General features: G+C 69.9%; 19 protein-coding genes, 1 tRNA gene and 2 pseudogenes. 13 read left to right on the top strand and 9 right to left on the bottom strand.

Annotation, left to right across the window (positions count from 1 at the left end; all coding sequences use genetic code 11):
- The first annotated feature begins 169 nt into the window (after nt 1–169).
- Nucleotides 170–1348 (top strand): acyltransferase family protein, encoded by a 1179-nt coding sequence (locus tag QQK22_RS16800; RefSeq protein WP_284252290.1) that lies wholly within the window; start codon nt 170–172, stop codon nt 1346–1348.
- 6 nt (nt 1349–1354) lie between these two features.
- On the opposite strand, the gene QQK22_RS16795 is transcribed toward QQK22_RS16800, so the two are convergent.
- Nucleotides 1355–2098 carry a GOLPH3/VPS74 family protein gene (locus tag QQK22_RS16795; RefSeq protein WP_284252288.1) on the bottom strand — a complete coding sequence of 248 codons (744 nt, stop codon included), beginning with the start codon at nt 2096–2098 and terminating at the stop codon, nt 1355–1357.
- A 268-nt stretch (nt 2099–2366) separates the two neighbouring features.
- Between QQK22_RS16795 and QQK22_RS16790 the strand changes: the two genes are divergently transcribed.
- The 9 genes from QQK22_RS16790 to QQK22_RS16750 all read left to right on the top strand — a co-directional run bounded on the left by QQK22_RS16790 (nt 2367) and on the right by QQK22_RS16750 (nt 13076).
- A complete protein-coding gene (locus QQK22_RS16790; RefSeq protein WP_284252286.1) occupies nt 2367–3431 on the top strand; it encodes a LacI family DNA-binding transcriptional regulator in 1065 nt (354 codons plus the stop codon).
- 168 nt (nt 3432–3599) lie between these two features.
- Entirely contained in the window at nt 3600–4868 is a 1269-nt protein-coding gene (locus tag QQK22_RS16785; RefSeq protein WP_284252284.1) for a sugar ABC transporter substrate-binding protein, read from the top strand.
- Between the two features lie 68 nt (nt 4869–4936).
- Entirely contained in the window at nt 4937–5839 is a 903-nt protein-coding gene (locus QQK22_RS16780) for a carbohydrate ABC transporter permease (RefSeq protein ID WP_284252282.1), read from the top strand.
- Between the two features lie 61 nt (nt 5840–5900).
- Nucleotides 5901–6044, top strand: coding sequence for a hypothetical protein (locus QQK22_RS16775; RefSeq protein ID WP_284252280.1), 144 nt, complete (start codon nt 5901–5903; stop codon nt 6042–6044).
- Entirely contained in the window at nt 6041–6718 is a 678-nt protein-coding gene (locus QQK22_RS16770) for a carbohydrate ABC transporter permease (RefSeq protein WP_284252278.1), read from the top strand. Before QQK22_RS16775 ends, QQK22_RS16770 begins: the two co-directional genes overlap by 4 nt.
- An 11-nt stretch (nt 6719–6729) precedes the next feature.
- Nucleotides 6730–8700, top strand: coding sequence for a glycoside hydrolase family 127 protein (locus QQK22_RS16765; RefSeq protein WP_284252276.1), 1971 nt, complete (start codon nt 6730–6732; stop codon nt 8698–8700).
- A 124-nt stretch (nt 8701–8824) separates the two neighbouring features.
- Complete coding sequence (locus QQK22_RS16760; protein WP_284252274.1) at nt 8825–11371, top strand: LamG-like jellyroll fold domain-containing protein; 2547 nt, start codon at nt 8825–8827, stop codon at nt 11369–11371.
- The gene (locus QQK22_RS16755) at nt 11299–12093 is read left to right on the top strand and encodes a carbohydrate-binding protein (RefSeq protein WP_284252272.1); all 795 of its coding nucleotides are present in this window, start codon (nt 11299–11301) and stop codon (nt 12091–12093) included. Before QQK22_RS16760 ends, QQK22_RS16755 begins: the two co-directional genes overlap by 73 nt.
- Before the next feature lie 38 nt (nt 12094–12131).
- Nucleotides 12132–13076, top strand: a complete 945-nt coding sequence (locus tag QQK22_RS16750) for an S-layer homology domain-containing protein (protein ID WP_284252270.1) — start codon at nt 12132–12134, stop codon at nt 13074–13076.
- A 71-nt stretch (nt 13077–13147) separates the two neighbouring features.
- Here the strand turns inward: QQK22_RS16750 and QQK22_RS16745 are convergent, their stop codons facing one another.
- The 8 genes and pseudogenes from QQK22_RS16745 to QQK22_RS16715 all read right to left on the bottom strand — a co-directional run bounded on the left by QQK22_RS16745 (nt 13148) and on the right by QQK22_RS16715 (nt 19945).
- Nucleotides 13148–14047 (bottom strand): NAD-dependent epimerase/dehydratase family protein, encoded by a 900-nt coding sequence (locus QQK22_RS16745; protein ID WP_284252269.1) that lies wholly within the window; start codon nt 14045–14047, stop codon nt 13148–13150.
- Between the two features lie 122 nt (nt 14048–14169).
- Nucleotides 14170–14475: a hypothetical protein gene (locus QQK22_RS16740; RefSeq protein ID WP_284252267.1), complete on the bottom strand. Its 306-nt coding sequence runs from the start codon at nt 14473–14475 to the stop codon at nt 14170–14172.
- Between the two features lie 14 nt (nt 14476–14489).
- A complete protein-coding gene (locus QQK22_RS16735; RefSeq protein ID WP_284252265.1) occupies nt 14490–14963 on the bottom strand; it encodes a DoxX family protein in 474 nt (157 codons plus the stop codon).
- Nucleotides 14964–15036: 73 nt separating this feature from the next.
- Nucleotides 15037–15936: an HNH endonuclease gene (locus QQK22_RS16730; RefSeq protein ID WP_284252264.1), complete on the bottom strand. Its 900-nt coding sequence runs from the start codon at nt 15934–15936 to the stop codon at nt 15037–15039.
- Nucleotides 15926–16195, bottom strand: a complete 270-nt coding sequence (locus QQK22_RS19450) for a type 1 glutamine amidotransferase family protein (protein ID WP_431310173.1) — start codon at nt 16193–16195, stop codon at nt 15926–15928. The genes QQK22_RS16730 and QQK22_RS19450 overlap by 11 nt, the downstream gene beginning before the upstream one ends.
- A pseudogene (locus tag QQK22_RS16725) lies at nt 16152–16687 on the bottom strand (beta/alpha barrel domain-containing protein); the annotation flags it as partial. The gene QQK22_RS19450 and the pseudogene QQK22_RS16725, both read right to left, overlap by 44 nt.
- Nucleotides 16688–16878: 191 nt before the next feature.
- Nucleotides 16879–19572 (bottom strand): hypothetical protein, encoded by a 2694-nt coding sequence (locus tag QQK22_RS16720; RefSeq protein WP_284252261.1) that lies wholly within the window; start codon nt 19570–19572, stop codon nt 16879–16881.
- A 284-nt stretch (nt 19573–19856) separates the two neighbouring features.
- Nucleotides 19857–19945, bottom strand: a tRNA-Ser gene (locus QQK22_RS16715).
- Nucleotides 19946–20184: 239 nt separating this feature from the next.
- On the opposite strand from QQK22_RS16715, the gene QQK22_RS16710 reads away from it, so the two are divergent.
- The 3 genes and pseudogenes from QQK22_RS16710 to QQK22_RS16700 form a co-directional block, all read left to right on the top strand.
- A complete protein-coding gene (locus QQK22_RS16710) occupies nt 20185–20907 on the top strand; it encodes a DUF4956 domain-containing protein (protein ID WP_284252259.1) in 723 nt (240 codons plus the stop codon).
- The gene (locus QQK22_RS16705) at nt 20904–21449 is read left to right on the top strand and encodes a VTC domain-containing protein (protein WP_284252257.1); all 546 of its coding nucleotides are present in this window, start codon (nt 20904–20906) and stop codon (nt 21447–21449) included. Before QQK22_RS16710 ends, QQK22_RS16705 begins: the two co-directional genes overlap by 4 nt.
- Nucleotides 21368–21676: pseudogene (locus tag QQK22_RS16700) on the top strand (hypothetical protein); the annotation flags it as partial. The gene QQK22_RS16705 and the pseudogene QQK22_RS16700, both read left to right, overlap by 82 nt.
- Nucleotides 21677–21686 lie beyond the last annotated feature (10 nt).

The raw sequence follows: 21686 nt of genomic DNA, 5'->3' as shown, positions 1-21686 counted from the left end.
ATCCGTCTCGGAGTTTTCGAGATCGTTTAGTGATGAACGATCTCTCACGGGACGAGGCCCCCGCCCGCTCGGCCGTCGCCACGCTCCGCATCCCCGAGCAGCAGGAAGGCGACTTCCGTCATACGAGCCGCACCGGTCGCCGCGGACCGTCACGATCTACGCTCGCCGGGTGACGACGTCGCGCGATCCCGCCCACGCGCGCACCTCGCGGCAGCCTGCGCCGTCGGGGCGCTCGGCGCCCGCGGGCCCCACCGACGCCGACGCCCCCACCCCGGGCGCACCCGCGCCGTCGCGCGACGTCTTCTGGGACGCGGTCCGCGGCGTCTGCATCCTCGGCGTCGTCTGGACGCACACCCGCACCGGCATCCCCTACCTCGACGGCCCGCACGCGTGGAACTTCGACGCGTGGCTCGTGGTGCGCGAGGTGTGGAACTTCCCGGTGGCGGTGTTCGTGTTCCTCGCCGCGTTCTTCGTCCGCCCCGCGCGCGTGCTCGAGCGACCCGGCGCGTGGCTGCGCTCGCGCGCGGTGCGCCTGGGTGTGCCTTTCCTCGTGTGGTCGACGGCGTTCACCCTCCTGGGCGCGGCCCTCGCCGGCACGCGGGACGTGCGGCGCCTGGTGCGCGACGTCGTGCTCGGCGCCTCCGCCCCGCACCTGTACTTCGTCCTGGTGCTGCTGCAGCTCGTCGTCGTGACGCCGCTCCTGCTGCGCGTGCTCGAGGCGCGGTGGCGGTGGGTGATGTGGCTCGTGACGCCGGCGTTCGCGGTGTGGCTGTACGTGCGGACGCTGGCCGACGGCGGCCCGCCGTCGTTCTCCAACACGTGGCTGCTGGGATGGTTCGGCTTCTACTGGGCGGGTCTGTGGGTGCGGCGCTACGGCACGCCGCGGGTGGGGGTGCGCGCCGCCGTCGTGATCGCCGTGCTGGCGACGGCGGCGAGCGTGGCCGAGGCGGCGCTGCTGGTGCGGGCGGGGGTGGACGTCGGGTTCGCCGTCGGGCAGCTGAGCGGGACGTCGGTGGTGGCGGCGTTCGCCGTCGTGCTGCTGCTCGTGGTCTGGCACGAGAGGCGCACCGACCGCGGCGACACCCCGCCGCCCGGGCGGTTCGCGCGCGCCCTCGCGCACCTGGGCCGCGACTCGTACGGGATCTACTACGTGCACGTGCTGTGGCTGACGCTGCTGTGGCGGGCGGTGGCGCCGCCGTGGAGCGGGGACGGGCTGGTCGCGATGCCGGTGCTGCCGCTGCTGCAGCTCGCGGAGGCGGCGGGTGCGCTCGCGCTGAGCCTGGGGCTGATGGCCGCGGTGCGCGCGCTGGTGGGGCGCACCGCAGCGAGCCGGTGGCTGGGGTTCTGAGCGACCTCAGCGCTGCGACGCGGCGGTCGCAGCCGAGACGGCGGCGGCCGCGGCCCCGACCGTGATCGCGATCATCGTGCGCGTCACGGCCTCGGCGGCGGCGCTCGCGCCCCAGTCGCCGCGCTTGAGCTCCTCGGCGCGGTTCGCGACGGCGGAGCCCCACGGGATCTCGCGGTCCAGCGTGGGCAGGGCACCGCTCGCGGCGACGAGCGCCCCGATCGCGCCGGTGCGCGGATCGGGCTCGACGCCGTCGACCAGGACGGCGCGCAGGCGGGCGACGAGCTCGGCGCGGCGGCTCGTGTCCGGCACCTCGAGGACGGTCCGTCTGATCGGGCCGAGCACCTTGCGGGTCTCGCGCACGACGTCGCCGCGCTGCACGAGGCGCTCGAGCAGCGGCTCGCGCAGGTGGGGCCCGACGGCGGCGAGCACCGTCTGCGCGGCGCGCGGCTTCTCGGCGAGGTACTGCCAGGCGCGCTGCAGGTGCTCGTCGGCCGGGCAGTCGCCGCTCGCGTGCAGGAGGTCGCCGCGCAGGGCGCCGCGCTCCTCCACCGTGACGGCGCCGGTGGACCCGAGCTCTACGAGCACGGCGCCGCCGAGGACGTAGAAGAGCGTGCCCTCGCCGCCGATCGTGCCGCTGGCGGGGTCGAGGAGCACGAGGAGGACGTCCTCGGCGAGGAGGGGGTCGGTGGTGGGGGCGACGGCGGGGGTGGCGGCGTCGTCGTCGGGGTGGGCGTGCGCGGCGTCGGTCATGTGTTCAGCGTGCCGCGGCGCGAGGGGTGGCGGGAGTGCGTGGTGTCACCGGTGGAGGTGACGGATGTCAGGCCGACCGAGTCGGGAGCCCTGCTGCGCCCAGGCCGCGAGGCTCGGTTCTTTCGAACCGATTCGAAGAATCTGACCCCTCCGCCGCGCGACGAGCCCTCCCACCGGGACAGTTCCGCGGCTCACGATCAGGGGTTACAGGGCTTGCGCCCCCGCCAACATCGCGCTACCTTCGAACCGGTTCGCAAGGAGGCACCACATGGCTATCACCATCGGCGACGTCGCCAGGGTTGCCGGGGTATCCCGGAGCACGGCGTCCTACGCGCTGTCAGGCAAACGCGCGATCTCCGAGTCGGTCCGCACACGCGTGCTGCGCGCGGTGGACGAGCTCGGCTACACACCCAACGCCGGAGCACGCGCTCTGGCCACGTCGCAGACGAGGGTGATCGGTCTGCTCGCGCAGTTCCTGCCGGACGAGTTCGCGCCGGCGATGATGCAGTACATCCTGGGCGTCTCCAACACCGCCCGGGAGCTCGGGTACGACATCCTGCTCGTGACCGAGGAGGACGGGACGAACGCGCTGTCGCGCCTGACCGACTCGGGCATGGTCGACGGCGTCGTCCTGCTGAACGTCGCCGAGCAGGACGTTCGCATCCCCGTCCTGCGCGAGTGCGGGAAGCCCGGATCCCTCGTCGGTCTCCCGGCGGACGTCGACGGCGTCGACGTCTTCGATCTCGATTTCGAGGAGTCGGGCCGGGTGATGGTGGAGCACCTCGTCGCGCTGGGGCACCGTGAGCTGATCCTGATCTCGCAGCCCGAGCACGTGGTGGAACGCGGCGGCGCCTACGTCTGGCGCCTGCAGAACGCCGCCGTCGAGGCGGCGGCCTTCGCGGGGATCGAGATCCACACCTACTTCGGGGCGGCGAGCCAGCCGGAGATCGGTCGGCAGCTCGAGACGATCCTCGACTCCCACCCCACCGCCACGGGGCTGCTCCTCAACAACGAGGCTGTGGCCGCCGCCCTGCCCTCCACGCTCCACGCGCGCCACCTCGAGGCGCCGCGCGACTACTCGGTGATCGGGCGGTACTCGAGCGAGTTCGCGCGCACCTTCTCGCTCCCGTTCTCCCACGTGGAGAGCGCGCCCGACCTGCTCGGGCGGATGGCGGTGCGCCAGCTGGTCCGCCGGATCGAGGGGCGGACCCGACCGGGCGAACCCCACGTCGTCCGGTTCGTCGCACCCGATCTCGTCGACCTCGGCAGCACGGGCCCCCCGCCACCGTCGCTCATCGCACCGTCGTCGCCGGAGGGCCTCGACATCCCCTGACCCTCCGACCCGATCGACCACTCCCGACCGTGCCGTCACCCGGCCCCGTCGGCGGTATCCGACACCCACATCGTCACTCAGGCCCGCGCACCCTCGCGGGTCTCCCACCCACACCTGCATCCAGCAGCCCCCATCCGACACACGTCGGCACTGTTCGAGGAGGAACACATGAGGCACCTGAACACCCACCGGCACGGCCGCACCGCCGCGGCCGCGGTCGCGTGCGCGGCACTCGTCGTCGTCGCCGCCTGCTCCGGCGGAGGGGACGACGCCGACCCGACGAGCGGCGGCGGGTCGAGCGACAGCTACACCTGGTGGGACCCCTACCCCCAGCACGAGGCGGGGTCGGACTGGGACCAGCGCGTCCAGGCGTGCGGCACCGAGGCCGGCGTCACCATCAACCGCACGGCCTACGACACCACGGCCCTCACGAACCAGGCCCTGCTGTCGGCGCAGGAGGGCACCTCACCCGACGTCATCCTCATCGACAACCCGGCGGTCTCCACGCTGGCCGAGACCGGGATGCTCACCACGGTGGACGAGTTCGGGCTCGACACGGGTGACATCGACCCGAACCTCCTCGCGGCCGGAGAGCTCGACGGCGAGGCGTACGGCATCCCGATCGGCGCCAACACGCTCGCCCTGTACTACAACGCCGACATCCTCTCCGCCGCGGGTGTCGACCCGGCGTCGATCACCGACTGGGCGTCCCTCACGAGCGCGCTCGAGCAGGTCGACGCCGCCGGCTCGCGTGGCATCACGTTCGCCGGTATCGGCACCGAGGAGGGCTCCTTCCAGTTCCTGCCCTGGTTCTGGGGAGCCGGCGCCGACCTGAAGCAGCTCGACTCGCCCGAGGCCGTCGAGGCGCTCCAGCTCTGGGTCGACTGGATCGACGCCGGGTACGCACCCCAGTCCGTCATCAACAACTCCCAGAACACCGTCTGGGAGGAGTTCCTCACGGGCGAGTTCGCCTTCGCCGAGAACGGCACGTGGCAGGTCAACAGCGCCGCTGAGGCCGGCTTCGAGACCGGGGTGATCGCTCTCCCGGCGCGCGACGGCGGCAACGCCCCCGCGCCGACCGGCGGCGAGTTCATCGTCGCTCCCGTCCAGGACGACGAGGCGCGCTACGACGTCACGCGCCAGATCGTCGAGTGCATGACCACCCCCGAGGGCTTCGTCGAGACGGCGACCACGTTCGCCTACTACGTCCCGCCCACCGAGGAGGGCCAGGACCAGCTCCTCGCCGAGCTCCCCGAGCTGGACACCTGGGTCGACGCCGTCCGCACCGCCCAGGGGCGCACGAGCGACGGGCTGGGCGTGGAGTACCCGGAGATCTCCGAGCAGCTGTGGACCGCCGTCCAGAGCGCGATCTCCGGGGCGTCGACCCCGCAGGAGGCCCTCGAGGCCGCCCAGGCCGCAGCGCCCGCCGTCGACTGATCAGCGACCAGGTCCGGTGCCGCCCGCTCGTTCGGGCGGCACCGGCCCGGGGTCGAGATGGAGGGATCATGACCACCACCACCACCAGAGCCGCCGAGAGCGCGTTGTCGCCGGTGCGCGCCGCTGCACCACGGCCCGTCCCCCGGCGCCGGCGTGTCAGCGCCACGCAGTGGACGGCGCTCGGTTTCGCTGCGCCGCTCCTCGCCTACCTGGGCTTCTTCTACGCCTACCCGCTGTGGCGCAACATCGATCTCAGCGTGCACGACTACAACGTGCGGGCCTTCGTGCAGGGCGACGCCGACTTCGTCGGGTTCGCGAACTACGCGGACGTCTTCGCCTCACCCATCTTCGTCACCGCGCTGACGAACACCGTGATCTTCACGGTCGTGTCGATCGCCGTGCAGTACACGGTCGGACTGGCCCTGGCCGTGTTCTTCCGGGGCAGCTTCCGCCTCTCGAACACGCTGCGAGCGATGTTCCTCGTGCCGTGGCTGCTGCCCCTCATCGTCTCGGCGTCGACCTGGTCGTGGATGATGAACAGCGACAACGGCCTGATCAACTCGCTGCTGCGCGCGCTCGGCGGTGACGGGATCAACTGGCTGACCTCGCCCGACCACGCCCTCACGGCCGTCATCATCGCCAACATCTGGCTCGGGATCCCGTTCAACCTCGTCATCCTCTACGCCGGTCTCCAGAACATCCCCGGCGACATCTACGAGGCGGCCTCGCTGGACGGCGCCGGACCGGCTCGCACGTTCCGTGAGATCACGCTCCCGCTGCTGCGCCCGGTCTCGGCCATCACGCTTCTCCTCGGTCTGATCTACACGCTCAAGGTCGTCGACGTCATCTGGATCATGACGACCGGCGGGCCGGCGAACTCCTCGGTGACGCTCGCCGTCTGGTCCTACCGCGAGGCGTTCGGGACGGGACGCCCCGACTTCTCCCCGCGGCCGCCGTCGGCAACCTGCTGATCGTCATTGCCCTCGTCTTCGGCTTCCTGCACCTGCGGTTCCAGCGACGTCAGGAGGAGTCATGACCGCCACCCGCCGCTGGTGGAAGACCGCGCTCGGCGTCGTCTTCACCGCCCTGATGCTGTTCCCCGTCTACTGGATGGTGAACGTCTCCCTGACGCAGACCAGCGACCTGCGCCGCAACCCCCGCACCTGTTCCCGGTGAACCTGACGCTGGACGGCTACGAGGCGGTGCTCAGGCAGCAGCTGCCCGCGCTCGGGACGTCGCTGCTCATCGGCTTCGGCTGCGTGGCGCTGACGGTGCTCATCGCGGCACCGGCCGGGTACTCCCTCGGACTGCTGCGGTTGCGCGGCCGCACCACGTTGACGTTCCTGCTGCTCGTGGCGCAGATGATCCCCGCCGTCGTGATGGCCATGGGGTTCTACGCGATCTACGTGCGGCTCGGGCTCCTCAACACGATCCCCGGCCTGATCGTGGCGAACTCCACCATCGCCGTGCCGTTCGCCGTCCTCCTCTACACCGCGTTCATGGCCGGCCTGCCGCGCGAGATGCTCCAGGCCGCCAGGGTCGACGGCGCGGGTGCGTGGCGGACGTTCACGGCCATCGTGCTGCCCCTGAGCCGGAACTCCACGATCACCGTGGCGCTCTTCGCGTTCCTGTGGGCGTGGTCGGACTTCATCTTCGCCTCCACCCTGAACCGCAACGGCGACCTCATCCCGATCACGCTCGGGATCTTCAACTACATCGGCAACAACACGACCCAGTGGAACGCGATCATGGCGACCGCCGTGGTGGCCTCCGTTCCCGCCGCCGTCCTCCTGATCCTCGCGCAGCGCTACGTCGCCGCCGGGGTCACGGCCGGCGCCGTCAAGGATTGAGACCCCTCTTCATGACCACCACCACCGCCACGTCCGTCGCGCCCGGGACCGGGGCCTCGGCCCGTCCCGTCCAGCCCCCGGGACCTCGCCGCGGCCTCGGGGTCGGCGAGTACACCCTCGCCGACGGATTCTGGGGCCGGCGCCAGCAGGTCAACGCGGCCGCCTCGATCCAGCACTGCCACGCGTGGATGGAGCGGCTGGGCTGGATCGCGAACTTCGACTCCGTCGCGCGGGGCACGACGGCGGACCGAGCGGCCCGCGGCTGGCAGTTCGCCGACTCCGAGATCTACAAGCTGCTCGAGGCGATCGCCTGGCAGCTAGGGCACGCCCCGACCCCCGAGCTCGAGGACCTCTACGACGACCTCGTCACGCGTGTCGTCGCCGCCCAGGACGACGACGGCTACCTCAACACCCGCTTCGGCCACGCCGGCCAGCGGCCGCGCTACGGCGACCTCGAGGAGGGCCACGAGCTCTACTGCACCGGCCACCTCCTGCAGGCCGCCGTCGCCCGGGTGCGCACACGCGGTGAGGACGCGCTCGTGACGGCCGCGAGGAGGGCCGCCGACCAGGTCTGCGCGGAGTTCGGACCGTCGGGTCGGGCAGGACTGTGCGGTCACCCCGAGATCGAGACCGCGCTGGCGGAGCTCGGACGGGCGCTCGACGAGCCGCGCTACCTCGAGCAGGCCGCGCTGTTCGTCGAACGCCGCGGTCACGGGACGCTGCGACCGATCCCGCTGCTGAGCTCGGCCTACTTCCAGGACGACGTCCCGCTCCGGGAGGCGCACACGTGGTCCGGGCACGCGGTCCGGGCGCTCTACCTCGCCGCCGGTGCCGTCGACGTCGCGTCCGAGCGGGGTGACACCGAGCTCCTGGACGCCGTCGCGCGCCAGTGGGACGCCGTCGTCGCCCGACGCACGTACCTGACCGGTGGGATGGGCTCCCGCCACCAGGACGAGGGGTTCGGCGAGGACTTCGAGCTCCCGGCCGACCGTGCGTACTGCGAGACGTGCGCCGGTGTGGGCGCCGTCATGGTCTCGTGGCGCCTCTACCTGCAGACCGGGGACGTGAAGTACGCCGACCTCGTCGAGCGCGTCCTCTTCAACGTCGTCGCCGTCTCGCCGCGGGCCGACGGGCGGGCCTTCTTCTACTCCAACCCGCTCCACCAGCGCTCGGCCGGTTCGGACGTCGAGGCCGACGCCGAGAACCCGCGCGCCGAGGGAGGGGTGCGCGCACCGTGGTTCGACGTGTCGTGCTGCCCGACCAACGTCGCGCGCACGCTCGCCTCGTGGCAGAGCTACGCCGTCGCCGTCGAGCCAGGGGGCGTCACGCTCCTGCAGTACGCCGCGGGCGAGGTCGACGTCGAGCTCGAGCAGGGGCGCCTGCGGCTGCAGGTCGACACGAGCTACCCGGACGACTCCACCGTCACCGTCACGGTGCTCGAGACACCGCCCGCCGCGGGTGCGCTGCGGGTCCGGGTGCCGCGGTGGAGCGACACCGCGACGCTCGGCCGGCCCGGCGCCTCGCCGCATCCGGTCGAGCCCGGGATCGCCGTCGCGCTCCCGACGATGGGAGCGGGCGACACGGTGACCCTCACGCTCCCGCTGACGCCTCGCCTGACCTGGCCGGACCCCCGGATCGACGCGGTACGCGGCACCGTCGCGGTGGAGGTGGGTCCCCTCGTGCACTGCCTTGAGTCCCTGGAGCTGCCGACGGACCTGGCTCTCGACGACGTCCAGGTCGACGCCACGGCCGGCCCGCGCAGCGCCGTCGACGGCCACGGGGTCGAGGTCCGTCTCCTCGGCCCCGCGCATGGCGGCCCGTCCGACTCCGCTCACCCGATGCCCTACCTGCCGACGCCTCCGCCGCCGGTCACGGACGACGCCGAGCGCGCCGACTGGGTCCGCCTCACCCCCTACCACCGGTGGGCCGAACGGGGGCCGACCGCGATGCGCGTCTTCCTCCCCGTCCGGCCGACCACCTGACCCGCCCAGGACACGGCGGATCGCCCACGAGGAAGGAGCACGACCCGCCGCCGACGAGGTGGCTGCTCGAACAAGGACGTCCGAGCGCACGCACACGCGTGTGTCGACCGAAAGGCCAGAAACCATGACCGGATCACGCCCCAGGCGTGGCGCCCGCACCACCTCGTTCACCCTCGCCTCGGCCCTCGCGCTGACCGGGGTGGCCGGGATGGCGGGGATCGCCCACGCGGCACCCGACCAGGACGCACCACCCCAGGCACACCTGCACTACTCGATGGACGACATCGAGGGAACCACCGTCCCCGACAGCTCCGGCAACGAGCTCGACGGCACGATCTCCGGCTCGACGTCGGTCGTCGACTCCGACGAGGGCCGGGCCCTCCGGCTCCCCGGAGGGGCTGACGGCGGTTACGTCACCCTGCCGCGCGGCGCGCTCGAGGGCGCCACCGACCTGACCGTCTCCACCCGCGTCAGCTGGGACGGCGACGGTGGGAGCTGGCAGTGGATCTACGGGCTCGGCAGTGACAACACGCGCTACCTGTTCAGCACCCCCTCCTCCGGCAGCGGCCAGCTCCGGACCGCCGTGACGGCGAACGGTGGCGGCGGCGAGTCTCAGGTGACGGGGTCGGCGGCGCTCCCGCGCGAGCGCTGGGTGACGCTCACGACGACGCTCGACACCACGGCCGACGAGGTCGTCACCTACCTCGACGGCGTGGAGGTCTCGGCCCGCAGCACGCAGATCAGTGCCGCCGAGCTCCTGACCCAGGCGGCCACGGGCGCCGGGTACCTCGGCCGCTCCTTCTACTCCGACCCGCGTTTCAAGGGAGCGCTCGACGACGTCGCGATCTACCACGAGGCGCTCGACGCCGAGCAGGTCGCCGCGCTCGTCGACGGCGAGCTGCCCTCGCTCGTCGGCCTGACCGAGACGACCGCCGAGGTCCGCACCACCATCGGCACCCAGCCGACCCTGCCTTCACACCTGACCGGTCGGTTCAGCGACGGGTACGACCGCGACGTCCGGGTCACATGGGACGCCGTCGACCCCGCGCAGCTGGCGACCTCGGGCACGTTCACGGTCGACGGCGACGCGTCCGGCACGCCCGTGACCGCCGAGGTCACCGTGCACCGCGGTGAGCTCAAGGTCGACCTCGGCACCGACACCGGGGAGTTCCTCGGCGGCGCCTCGGGCCTGCTCTACGGCCTGTACGCCGATGGCATGCCGACGGACAACCTCATCGAGGGCATGGGCGTGCGCAGCATCGCCACCAAGGCCCAGGACGGCGCGCAGCACCCCGGCTCCGACGGTCTCGAGGTGCTCGAGCAGCTGTCGCAGAGCACCGGCGGCGACGTCTACATGCGCATCGTCGACTACTACCGGGGCTTCCCGTACGAGTGGCCGGGCGACACCCCCGAGGAGCGCTACGCCGACTTCAAGGTGACGCTCGAGGAGCAGCTCGACCTCATCGCCACCGTGCCGGCCGAGCAGCTCGAGGACCTGGTCATCGAGCCGTTCAACGAGCCCGAGGGGAACACGCACGGCACCGGTCGCTGGAGCTACGACGGCACGAGCTGGCTGGACGACCCCACGGACTACTTCCGGCACTGGGACGAGACCTACCGCACGATCAAGGCGCGCTTCCCGGACATGCGTATCGCCGGACCGGGCACCAGCATCCTGTTCAACCAGGTCGAGGGCTTCCTCGAGCACACGGTGGCCTCGGACACAGTGCCCGACATCATCACGTGGCACGAGCTGTCCGACCCGCAGACGATCCGCGGCTCGGTCGAACGCTTCCGCGGCTGGGAGGCCGGGGTCTTCGAGGGCACCGCGTGGGAGGGTACGGAGCTGCCCATCAACATCAACGAGTACGCGTTCAATTACCACACCTCCGTCCCCGGTCAGATGATCCAGTGGATCTCCGCGATCGAGGACACGAAGGTCGACGCGATGATCGCGTTCTGGAACCTGAACGGGAACCTGTCCGACTCGGCCGTCCAGAGCAACCGCGGCAACGGGCAGTGGTGGCTGTACAACGCCTACTCCCAGATGAGCGGGCACACCGTCGAGGTGACGCCGCCGTCGCCCGGTGAGAACTACTCGCTGCAGGGTCTGGCGACGATGGACCCGGACAACGCCCGGGCGAAGGTCATCATGGGCGGTGCGGACGGCGCGGCCCCGGTCGACGTCGTCAACATCCCGGCTGACGTGTTCGGGTCCCAGGTGCGCGCGACCGTGCGAGAGATCCCGTGGACGGGCCAGCTGGGCGACTCCGCCCAGCCGCGGCACCTCGCGGAGTTCACCGCCGACGTCACCGACGGCGCGGTCACGCTCGACTTCGGGGGTGCTCAGCTCCCGGAGCTGACCGAGTCCTCCGCCTACGAGGTCGTCCTGACCCCGGCCGGCGTCGGGGGAGCACCGCCGCCGATCCGCTGGAGTGGGAGGCGAGCTACGAGGCCGAGGAGGCGCGCGGCACCGGCGCGGGCTACAGCGTCAACGGCCCCGAGGGCAGCGAGACGAACGTCGCGGGGTTCTTCACCTCGGGCGGCTTCAACGTCGGCGGGCTGCGGACCGGGTCCGACGTCACGCTCGACTTCGACGTGGAGGTGCCGGCCGACGGCACCTACGACCTGTCGGTCTTCTCCAGCACGCTCAACACCTTCGCCCGGGTGACGGAGCAGGGTCCGACGAACATCTTCGTGAGCGTCGACGGCGCGCAGGAGCAGGAGATCCACCTGCCCCTGGGCTACAAGTGGGTGGTGTGGGACTCCACGTCCACCACGGTCGACCTGACCGCCGGGACGCACACGATCCGGCTGGCCGCCCGCAGCCTGGACGGGCAGCGGGGCACCGTGGGTGATGCGATCGTCGACCGCATCACGCTTGGGCTCGCCTCCGAGAACGCCGACAGCGCCGTGTACGAGGCCGAGCACGCCTCGCTCGACGGGGCCCGGGCGCAGTACACCGTGCCCGCCGGCGCCTCCGCCGGTGACGTCTCGGGTGCCGGCACCGTGCGCCTGGGCGCCGACGACTCGGCGACGTTCTGGGTCTACGGCGAGCAGAACGCCGAGGCGACGCTCACCGCGCAGCTGCACGGCCCCGGCCAGGGGCAGCTCTGGGTCAACGGCCGCGAGGTCCTCGACCTGGCCGACGCCCAGGAGGTCGCCGCGCACCTCGACGGTGGCGTGAACAAGATCGTCGTGACGGGTACCGGCTCGGGGCTCGTGCTCGACCGGCTCGTGGTCTCGCCCGGCCGCGACGCGCTCCCCGTCACGCAGTACCAGGCCGAGGACGCGCGCCTCGGGGGAGTGCCGCCGTCGTCGACCTGTCGCTGGCCGACGGCGGGAAGGCCGTCAGCGGCATCGGCGGCGAGCAGGGCAACGACAACACCCTGACGTTCGACGTCGAGGCGACGCAGGACGGCGCCCACGCGGTGGTGTTCCGCTTCTCCAACCCCGAGCAGGTGCCCGCCTCGCACTACAACCCCAACCCCATGGGGCGGCACGCCGACATCCGGGTGAACGGCGGCGACGTCCAGCGCGAGATGTTCGTGCCGACGTTCCACGAGAACAACTTCTGGGAGCGCACCGTCGTCCTCGACCTGACCGAGGGCGCGAACACCATCGCGATCTCGGCCCAGGAGCTCCCGAACTGGGACGGGGAGACCTTCGCCTCCGACACCTGGCCGCTGGGGTTCAACCTGCGGGCGGTCGAGGCGCCGATCGTCGACCGGATCTCGGTCTCGCCCGTGCGGGCGGACGCACCGGTCGACCCCGAGCCGCAGCCGCGCACGTTCGTGGACGTCCCCGCGGGGACGCAGTTCGAGCGTGAGATCACCTGGCTGGCCGAGAACGAGATCTCCACCGGGTGGGACCGGGGTGACGGGACGTTCGAGTTCCGGCCCGTGACCCCGATCGCCCGTGATGCGATGGCGGCATTCCTGTTCCGTCTCGCCGGCGACGACGACTACACGGCCCCCACCGTGTCGCCGTTCTCAGACGTGGACACCAACAACCAGTTCTACGACGAGATCGCCTGGCTCTACGACGAGGGGATCTCCACCGGATGGGACAACGGCGACGGGACGGTCTCGTTCCGTCCGCTCGAGCCCATCGGACGTGACGCGATGGCGGCGTTCCTCTACCGGATGGCGGACTCGCCGGCGTTCACCGCGCCGTCGACCTCGCCCTTCACCGACGTGACGCCGTCGACGCAGTTCTACGACGAGATCACGTGGCTCGTGGCGGAGGGGATCGCCACCGGGTGGCTCGGCAACGACGGGACGGCGATCTACCGCCCCGTGAATCCGATCAACCGTGACGCGATGGCGGCGTTCCTGTACCGCTACGTCGAGGCCGGGTTCGCGGCGGTCGGCTGACCGGCTGCGGCCCGCCCCGTGACGACGCCGCCTCTGATCCGGAACCCCGGGTCAGGGGCGGCGTCGTCACCTCAGATGAGTGCGTCCCCCTCGTCCCGCCACGAGTGCTCCGGCCGCCACCCCAGGACGCGCTCGGCGGCCGAGATGTCGAACAGCGACTGCGTCCCGCGCACCTCGCGGCGCAGCTCGACGCCGGGGAACTCCTCCGCCAGCAGCTCGGCCGAGTCGCGGCGCATGCACGTGTCGGCCGCCGCGATGATCACGTTGGGCGCGCTGCCCGCGCCTCCCAGCGACTCCTCGGACGCGACGAGGCCCGCCCTGCACGCGGTGGCGGCGTCGCGCGCGTCGATGTAGCTCCACAGGTTCCAGCGGCGGGCGGCCGGGTCGTCCCACGCCGGCGGGAAGAGGTCGCGGTAGTCCTGGATCGTCATGACGTTGGAGAACCGCAGGCCCACGTGGCTCACCCCGGTCCAGCGCGCGTACGTGGCTGCCATCTGCTCGGTCACGACCTTGGACAGCGCGTACGTGCTCTCCGGCCGCGGGAAGTGCGCCTCGTCGATCGGCGCGTACCAGGGCGGGGTGTCCAGCGGCAGACCGAGCGTGGTCTCGCTGGACGCCCACACCACGCGGCGCAGCCCGAGGGTGCGGGCCGCCGAGAAGACGGCCTGGTTCATCGCGACGTTGGTCGTGAACGTGACGCCCTCGGGCCGCAGCCCCGGCGCGGGGATGTTCGCGAGGTGGACGACGCCGTCGCACCCCTCGAGCGCGTCGACCACCTGGCCGAGGTCGGTCAGGTCGACGGCGAGCGCGGCCACCGAGGCCTCGCGCACCGCGGGCGGTGCGGGCGCGACGTCGAGCGCGACGACGTCGTACCCCGCCTCCGCGAGGTCCGCGACGGTGTAGCCGCCGAGCTTGCCGGAGGAGCCGGTGACCGCGATGCGGCCCGCGGTGAGGGGAGACGCCAGTGTCATGGGATCAGCGTATGTGAACGCTCACCACGGTTGGTGGCACACGGCGCTGGTCGTCAGGGCACCTCGACCCCGACGTCGCCCTCGTACCCGGGCACGAGCGTGGCGGCCGCGCGCCGCGCCGTCTACCCGGTCGTCTCGACGGCGACGCCGCCCGCCCTGGTCGTCACGATGCGGCACTCGTGGCCGTCGACCCAGACGCGACCGCTGCCGATCGCGGAGACGCACTCGGTGCGGTCGTCGTGCCAGACGGTGATCCCCATCGCCGTGAACCGGGTGTTCTGGCCGGTGACGGGTCGGTCGTGGGCGCATCGGGCGGAGGCGCGGCAGTCGTCGCAGACCTCCCGCGGGCGGTCGGCCGTGCCCGCCCCGGGCAGGCCGCACATCGGGCAGGGGCGAGGGGTCGGGGAGTCCCCGTGCTCTCGCGGCATCGAGCAGCTCTCGCTCAGCCCTTGGGACGCTTGGTGGTGAACAGCGCCCAGGCGATGAGCACGGCCTGGAACGGGAGGCGGGCGAGGCGCTTGGCGTCGGTGTCGAGGCCGAACCCGTCCTTCGCCTCGAGGAACTGCGCGACGTTGCCGGGGAAGATCACGACGAAGAACAGCGCGAGCAGCTTGCCGACGCGGCTGCGGGCCGGCTGCTTCCACACCGTGAGCATCAGGCTGCCGAGCGCGATCTCGGCCACCCCGGAGACGAGCACGACGGCGTCGGGATCCGCCGGGAACCAGTCCGGCACCTGGGCCTGGAACTCCTCGCGCGCGACGGTGAGGTGCGCCGTGCCGGCGCCGACCATCGCCGCGCCCATCGCGATCTGGCCGAGCGCGCGGACCGTGCGGCTGAGCCTGCTCCGCTTCGGCGCCTCGGGGGCGAGCGGGGCGCTGGGACGACGGGTGACGGCGCGGCGGGAGGTGCGCGACATGGGTGCTCCTGGTGGCTCGGCGGGAGCGTTCACCGTACGACGGCGCGGGGTGGGGCGGCCAGGGTGGTGCGGTCTAGAGGCGGCGCGCGAAGACCTCGAAGCGCTCGGCTAGGAGGTCACGGTCCGGATGGCTCGCAGCCTGCCTCGGGAGTCGCAGAGTGATGCCCTCCATGGCCTGAATGCCGTGCTTCAGCATGGGGCCGTCGACCTCCTCGAGCACAGCGGTAGAAATCCGGACACGATAGTCCGGCGTCACTCCGAGCATGCCTTGGTCGAAGGCAGCGTGATGGATCTTGCACATCGACAGACCGTTGGTCACCGTAGGCAGGCTCCGCGGGTCGCTATCAGCCAAGATGTGAGCAGCATCGAGGAGCGCGGGGTGACGGAGCGAGCAGACCGTGCACCTGGTGTCGTATGCGACGAGCACCCGGGTGCGGAAGGCTGGCTGGTGCAGGCGCTGCTTCGCGAGCCGCAACGCGTAGCGCTTCTGGTCGGCTGACATCGCGGCCCCGCGAGGCAGAAACCGGAACGCCTCGTCCAGGGCGATGATGAAGCAGCTGTTCTCGGGCTCGTCATCGACGACGTAGACAGGGGCGACCGGTGTAAGGACGTTGGGCATCTCCTTCCGGAAGAGGATCAAAGGCATCCCCGTCTCGAGCGCGTTGCGGAGCTTCCGGTTGTCCCCGGACCAGGGGTCGCCCTTGCGATACGAGTAGTGGAGCAGCCCGTCCTCCGGGGACTCGACGTCGTCGTACGGCCCGCCTGCCGCGCTCACAATGGAGAGGGTGGACGAAAACTCCGCCGGGTTCCGAATACCGCGGGAGTAGTCGATCACAGGCATCCGGCTGCCGTCGACACGCCAGTCGAGCAACTCAGCACGCGTCAGGAATCCACCGCTACCCTCCGCTCGCGCCATGACCTGCGCGATGATTTCGCTACGAATCCTCGCCTCGAGCACTGAGTCAACTGGCATGCAAGCAGCTCACCACATCTCTCCCCGATGCGCCTGCGGGAGGGAGGCCGGGAGCCACGGGACTCATCTCGAACGAGTACACCTGGCGACCGCAGGCGTTGCGGCGCACGACCATCTCGATGCCTCCCACGCCGCGCTGGTCGGGAGCGGCGGCGGCGATCCCGTTGCCGAGCACGATCATGCCGACGAACGTGCCTAGGGTCGGGAGTCCGCCGCGGAGAGCGTCCTGCAGCGGCTCTACGAGGTCGTAGACGCGCACGCAGCAGCTTCTCGATGGCCGTGGGCTCGTCCTCGGACAGTGAGGTCAGGCGGCGCAGCTCGCCGCGGATGGTCCGCGAGTGGGTGGTAGAGGTGGAGACGTCGCCGGTCCCGACCTCACCCTTGAAGCGGATCATCGCAGTGCCCTCGACGATGAGGCGCATGGCCGGGACAAAGTCGGTCCCGCCGCAGACGAGAGGACCGGTGAAAGCCCACTACTCGATGTGGTGGAAGTAGCCGGCCGGGGTCAGCACCTCAGACTCGTCGACGTCGAGGCACTGCACCAGATGCGCCTCGCGAAGTGGCCGATGCGCGCCGTGGCTATCCCGGCGATCGAGATGGTGGCGATGATCTCATCGGTCATGTTTGGGTCGCTCATGCGCAAGACGCCGCCCTCAGCACGGATTTCGGCGGGTACGCGCTCCATCGCCATGACAGCGACGGCGCCCGCGTCCCCGAGGATCCCCGCCCGCTCGGCCGTGAAGACGGACATATTTACAATACCCGTGAGTATGTCGGCCACGCCGCGCCCTTGAGGTGCCGACCTTGCTGGGCTCTGCTCGCGAACTCGGCGGCGCTGCGCAGAACTCGGGAGTACCCGCGAGTCAGTGAACCCGCTCCGTCATCGCAATCCCGCAGTCAGCATCGCAGGTCGCCTGACGTCGCCTCGCTACCGTCCGACGACTACCGCGCACGGGGTTGCACTGATATATTTGGTGCGTCGACTTCGACAGGAGAGAATTTTTCCCGAACGACGTCGAGCAAGTCGGCAAAAGGGGGCCGAGGTGGAACCAGTTCTGCGGCCAGCTTCCCCGTAAGGAAATTGCGGGCCCCATCCTCGCCGCTTGCAGCCCGCTCCACCTCCGCAGGAAACTTCGCGCACACTTCGGCTAGCGCCTCTTGGATGCCGCGGACCTTCGGAGAATTTTCAATCACTTGTTGAACAGCCATCTCCGTCGAGAGTGGCGATTTAAGCGTCAGCTCGAGCACCTCTGCGATCTGACGGCCGCGCAGCGAGTTAGCAAAGCCAATCGAGATCGCATCTGCCGCGGCGGCGGGAGCACGCTCTAAATATGCCCTATCTACGACCTTACTTAGGTCATTTAGTGCGACGTTAGATGCAAACTCTTTGGGCGCACCCTGAGCAACACTCTTTAGAACCACGCCGTCTAGCCCGGCACGGACCAGGCCAATGCAGACGCTCGGTGGGAGCCCAAGGTCGGACAGAACTTGCACTCTCGCCGTATCGTAATTTTTTCCACGACGCTCTTGAAACTTCAAGTACCAATCGGTCACAACCTGTGACATAACGAGAGAATTCCACGCCAGAACGTCGCCCAGCACGGACGGCCGGCGGTTCACCTTGGCAAGAGTAGGAGGCCCATGTCGAGGCGTCGATACCACCCAGGTCTGCCAACTTTTGCCTTCTTCCGACCGCACAATCGAATTCGAGAAGCGGTCACGAGACCGATAGACACCGACGACCGGGACGGCGCGTATCTCGCCGTTGCCGCTGACGCAGACGCCGGTTGTGCTGTCGGCCTTGAGCGCAAAAGACCCCGCCTCGCGTGAGGCCAGGTTGGCCTGCAGCGCCATCGGAATACTCCACGCGGCGAGGCGCTCGATAGCATCGGCGACTACGTTTACATGGCGCCCCGGGGGCGGTTCCTCCGAGCCATTTTCATAGCGCTCTCCTAGCCACCGATCGACATGCCTCTGCAGTGTGGCGTCTGCAACGATCGCTCCGAACTCATCCTCTGAAGCGTGACGCTCGACGTGAGCCACAAAGTCGACGCCACTCACGAAGCCCCCGAGTATCTCGGACTCGTCGGCGACAAGTAGTTGCGGACGCGCAGAAAGAAGTTCCTCGCGGAAAGCGAAGTAGCTGACAAATCCGAGAGCGCCGCGCGTTAGCTCCGAAATCATCAACAGGTCCTGGGAGGCTATCACTGCCGGGGAAACGCCTTGGGGGAGGTAGCCTGAACGTCCGAGATCCGCAGTCCGGGTAGAGACAGCACTCATGTCATCAGCTGTTGGGATTAAGACAAAGACACGATCTACAGCTTTTGCCAGGAGTCGAAAAGCTTGGCCGCGAACCCGAAGTTCGACTACACCTTCGTGAGCTAACGTGCGGAGAAGTCGCGTAGCTTGGAAGTAGGCCTCCGAAACCGTCTGATTAAGGTCCGAACGAGCCCCTTCGAGCGAACCGGACCTGGCAGCACGCGACACGAACCCGCCCTTCGCCTCCACCACGAAGAGCGTTCCACCAATAAGCACGGCCCCGTCGCTCTCACACTGCTCTCCATCCGTCGCTCGGTACATTCCTCCGCGCACTCCCCGAGCCCCGGGCTGGGCGATCAGGATCGACCATGCGACCTCCTCGGCGACCTCCCCTCGAGCCCGATAATACGCTTGGCCATGTTCCGCCGACCAGATGCGATTCACCAGTTCTGTGACATCTGTGTTTAATCGGTGAGGCCCGACCAACAACATTTGACGCCCATCGACCGCGATAGGTAAGTAGACGGCTCGGTCAGGGTCGACGGACTCGGGCGCCTTGTCAACATCAAAACAGATTCTATCGAGCCAATAGTTGCGCCCCGGAACATCTGATCGGGGCTCAGATAACTTGTCCCGGTCGACCCAGAGATGGTCAATAAGCGGCCCGAGCATCTCCAGTAACGAAGTGGAATCAGCTAATCGACGACCTCCGTCCAGAATCCCAGCGTCAAGAAGGCATAAGCGAAGCGCCACGTTCGAGTCCGCTAAGCTATGGAGTTCCCGAAATGCCGGCGACCATTCTGCGAGGAATTCCTGCGCGAGCCTCGTCAGACCAGTTAATTCGGGCGCCTCGACTCCCGCGTGAAGTAACCTCTTCCGAAGCAAGTTCATAACTCGCTGATCGAACGCTCCGTAGAATCTACCCCGAAGGAATGAAGCGGCATGGGCGAAATAAGATTCGACACCTTCGCCCATGTCGTCATCCCGGCCGCGGAGACTCTGCAAGATCGTGATTCTGCGTGCGAGCTGAAGTGCGTGGATCGACGCCTTGATATCGGCCGCACTTACGTCACGATCACTCGCGCTTAACGGACCCGCCGCGAGCAACTCGATCTCAGTGGCGTAGGCGTTGGGTGCGGGCGACAGCTGACGGCGACGATAGACCGATTGCCCGAGCAAAAGAGGGACGCCGAGAAGTGGTCGCGCCGGGATGCGTTCGATCACCGCTCGGAGGTCCCTCTGCGCCAGGTCGAGCATCTCATCGCATTGGCGATTGAAGTCGCGCCGATCATCTGGGGTCGAAACCCGTTCCGTGACTTTTCGGGCGTACTCGTTGGAAAGAGTGGCGACGATTGAGTCACGGCGCTCGGACGCCACGGAACCCTGAAGCCCCGAAAGGACGCGCATAGTATCGGCGTGTAAGCGCAAGTCCTCATCTGGAACGACCATCGAGCCCCGTCACATACCGTCGCGAAACCGCTTGGGTCGGCCCGAAAGCAACTGCGCCCGTACGCTCAGGTTTCCCGAGTTTGGATTGAAATGCTTGGCAGCGAACACCATCTGCCAGTCGGGCCCCCGACGATCACGTGAGGCACCAAACTATGCCAGTGCTTATCGCCGAGTATCTTAACGCGCCACATTTAGCAGCATGACTGGTACAGCGGAGACGGTGGGATTTGAACCCACGGACGGGTTGCCCCGTCACGGCCTTAGCAGGGCCGCGCACTAGACCTGACTATGCGACGTCTCCAAGACCTCTCGCCTCCGCACCCGCCCACGAGGGGTCGCTGCACCGAGGCCGATCGGCTCGAAGCAGGCTACCTGCCCGCGGCCCGGGAACCAAAACACGTCCACGCCCGCGCCGCACCGCCGCCCGCGAACCCGACCGGCGCCCCGCACCACCCACGCTCCCAGCCAACGTCCGGCCTCCCCCCAGGCTCGCACCAGCACCCCCGGCTTCCATGGGTCTCCTCACCCTCAGGAGCCCTCATGTCACTCAGCCCCACCCTCACCCTGCTGGCCGCCGATCTGGCCGCCGTCCTCGTCCTGGTGCTCGGCCTCTACCACCCGCGCCACCACCGCCGCGACCTCGTCGTCGCCTACCTCGGCATCAACATCGGCGTATTCACCGTCTCGGCCACGCTGGCGAGCTCCGCCGTCGGCGCCGGCCTCGGGCTCGGACTCCTCGGCGTCCTCTCGATCATCCGCCTCCGCTCCGACGAGCTGAGCCAACGCGAGGTCGCCTACTACTTCGCGTCCCTCGCGATCGGCCTTCTCGGCGGCCTCGCCCCCAGCCCCGTCTGGCTCGCCGCCGCGGGGATGGCGCTCGTCGTCGGCGTCATGTACCTCGCCGACCACCCCCGCCTCCTGCCCACCTCCCGCAGCCAGACGATCGTGCTCGACCGCGCGATCCCCGACGAGTCCGAGCTCCGCCTCCACCTCGCCGCCCTCCTGCACGCCGACGTCCGCGCCGTCACCGTCCAGCGCCTCGACCTCGTCAACGACTCCACCTGGGTCGAGGTCCGCTACCGCCTCCGCCCCGGCGCCCCCGCCGCGCCCGACGGACCGAACCTCACCTCCGCCGTCGCCCCGCTCGCGCGCACCACCGTCCACTCCCCTGCCACCCCCGCGACCCCGGCCGCGCCCACCGCGCTCGACGCCCTGCACGCCGCCGACACCCGCCACCCCGCCCGAGGAATGACCGTCCCGTGACCGCGCCCACCACCGCCACCCCGATCACGCTGGCCGAGCTGGTCGCGAGCGCCGCGCTCCTGACCCGCACCGACCGCAAGTACCTGCTCCCGACGGCGCAGCTCGCCGTCGTCGCCCACGCCGACCCCGACCTTCGCGTCCTGACGATCGACGGCGCGACCGCCCACGCCTACCGCTCCACCTACCTCGACACGGCCGACCTCACCGCCTACCGCCTCGCCGCGCTCGGCCGCCCGGACCGCTTCAAGGTCCGACGCCGCACGTACGTCGGCCCCGATCTCACCTACCTCGAGGTCAAGACCGCCGCCGCGCGCGGCGCGACGGTCAAGGACCGGCTCGAGCTCGCCGTCGCGACCCCCGAGGAGGCGCGCCGCTTCGCCGCCGCCACCGTGCGGATGCGCACCGGCCACGAGATCGCCCCCTCACGCCCGTCCTCGAGGTCGCCTACGACCGCACCACCTTCTACCTGCCCGCCAGCGGCAGCCGCGTCACGGTCGATACCGCGCTCACCTGGCGCGACACCGCGACCGGACGCACCCTGACCCTGCCGGACCACGCCGTGCTCGAGACCAAGACGACCGGCCGCCCGTGCGAGCTCGACCGCCTGCTGTGGCGCTCCGGCCGCCGCCCCGTGCGGCTGTCGAAGTACGCGTGCGGCGTCGCGCTCACGGCCGAGACGCCCGACGGCGCAGCCCCCTCCCACCACCGCTGGCACCGCCTCGTGCGCGACCTGCGCGACCTCACCCTCACCCCCTCCCCCACCTCCTGAAGGAGACCAC

This window comes from Litorihabitans aurantiacus (genome assembly GCF_030161595.1).
GTDB lineage: Bacteria > Actinomycetota > Actinomycetes > Actinomycetales > Beutenbergiaceae > Litorihabitans > Litorihabitans aurantiacus.
The sequence above is the reverse complement of the archived record's forward strand: the minus strand, read 5'-3'. Positions and strand labels throughout refer to the sequence as shown.

Coding starts and splice junctions, on each gene's coding strand:
- QQK22_RS16795 (WP_284252288.1), bottom strand. CDS start 2,098: ATGACCGACGCCGCGCACGCCCACCCCGACGACGACGCCGCCACCCCC.
- QQK22_RS16790 (WP_284252286.1), top strand. CDS start 2,367: ATGGCTATCACCATCGGCGACGTCGCCAGGGTTGCCGGGGTATCCCGG.
- QQK22_RS16785 (WP_284252284.1), top strand. CDS start 3,600: ATGAGGCACCTGAACACCCACCGGCACGGCCGCACCGCCGCGGCCGCG.
- QQK22_RS16780 (WP_284252282.1), top strand. CDS start 4,937: ATGACCACCACCACCACCAGAGCCGCCGAGAGCGCGTTGTCGCCGGTG.
- QQK22_RS16775 (WP_284252280.1), top strand. CDS start 5,901: ATGACCGCCACCCGCCGCTGGTGGAAGACCGCGCTCGGCGTCGTCTTC.
- QQK22_RS16765 (WP_284252276.1), top strand. CDS start 6,730: ATGACCACCACCACCGCCACGTCCGTCGCGCCCGGGACCGGGGCCTCG.
- QQK22_RS16760 (WP_284252274.1), top strand. CDS start 8,825: ATGACCGGATCACGCCCCAGGCGTGGCGCCCGCACCACCTCGTTCACC.
- QQK22_RS16745 (WP_284252269.1), bottom strand. CDS start 14,047: ATGACACTGGCGTCTCCCCTCACCGCGGGCCGCATCGCGGTCACCGGC.
- QQK22_RS16740 (WP_284252267.1), bottom strand. CDS start 14,475: ATGCCGCGAGAGCACGGGGACTCCCCGACCCCTCGCCCCTGCCCGATG.
- QQK22_RS16735 (WP_284252265.1), bottom strand. CDS start 14,963: ATGTCGCGCACCTCCCGCCGCGCCGTCACCCGTCGTCCCAGCGCCCCG.
- QQK22_RS16730 (WP_284252264.1), bottom strand. CDS start 15,936: ATGCCAGTTGACTCAGTGCTCGAGGCGAGGATTCGTAGCGAAATCATC.
- QQK22_RS16710 (WP_284252259.1), top strand. CDS start 20,185: ATGTCACTCAGCCCCACCCTCACCCTGCTGGCCGCCGATCTGGCCGCC.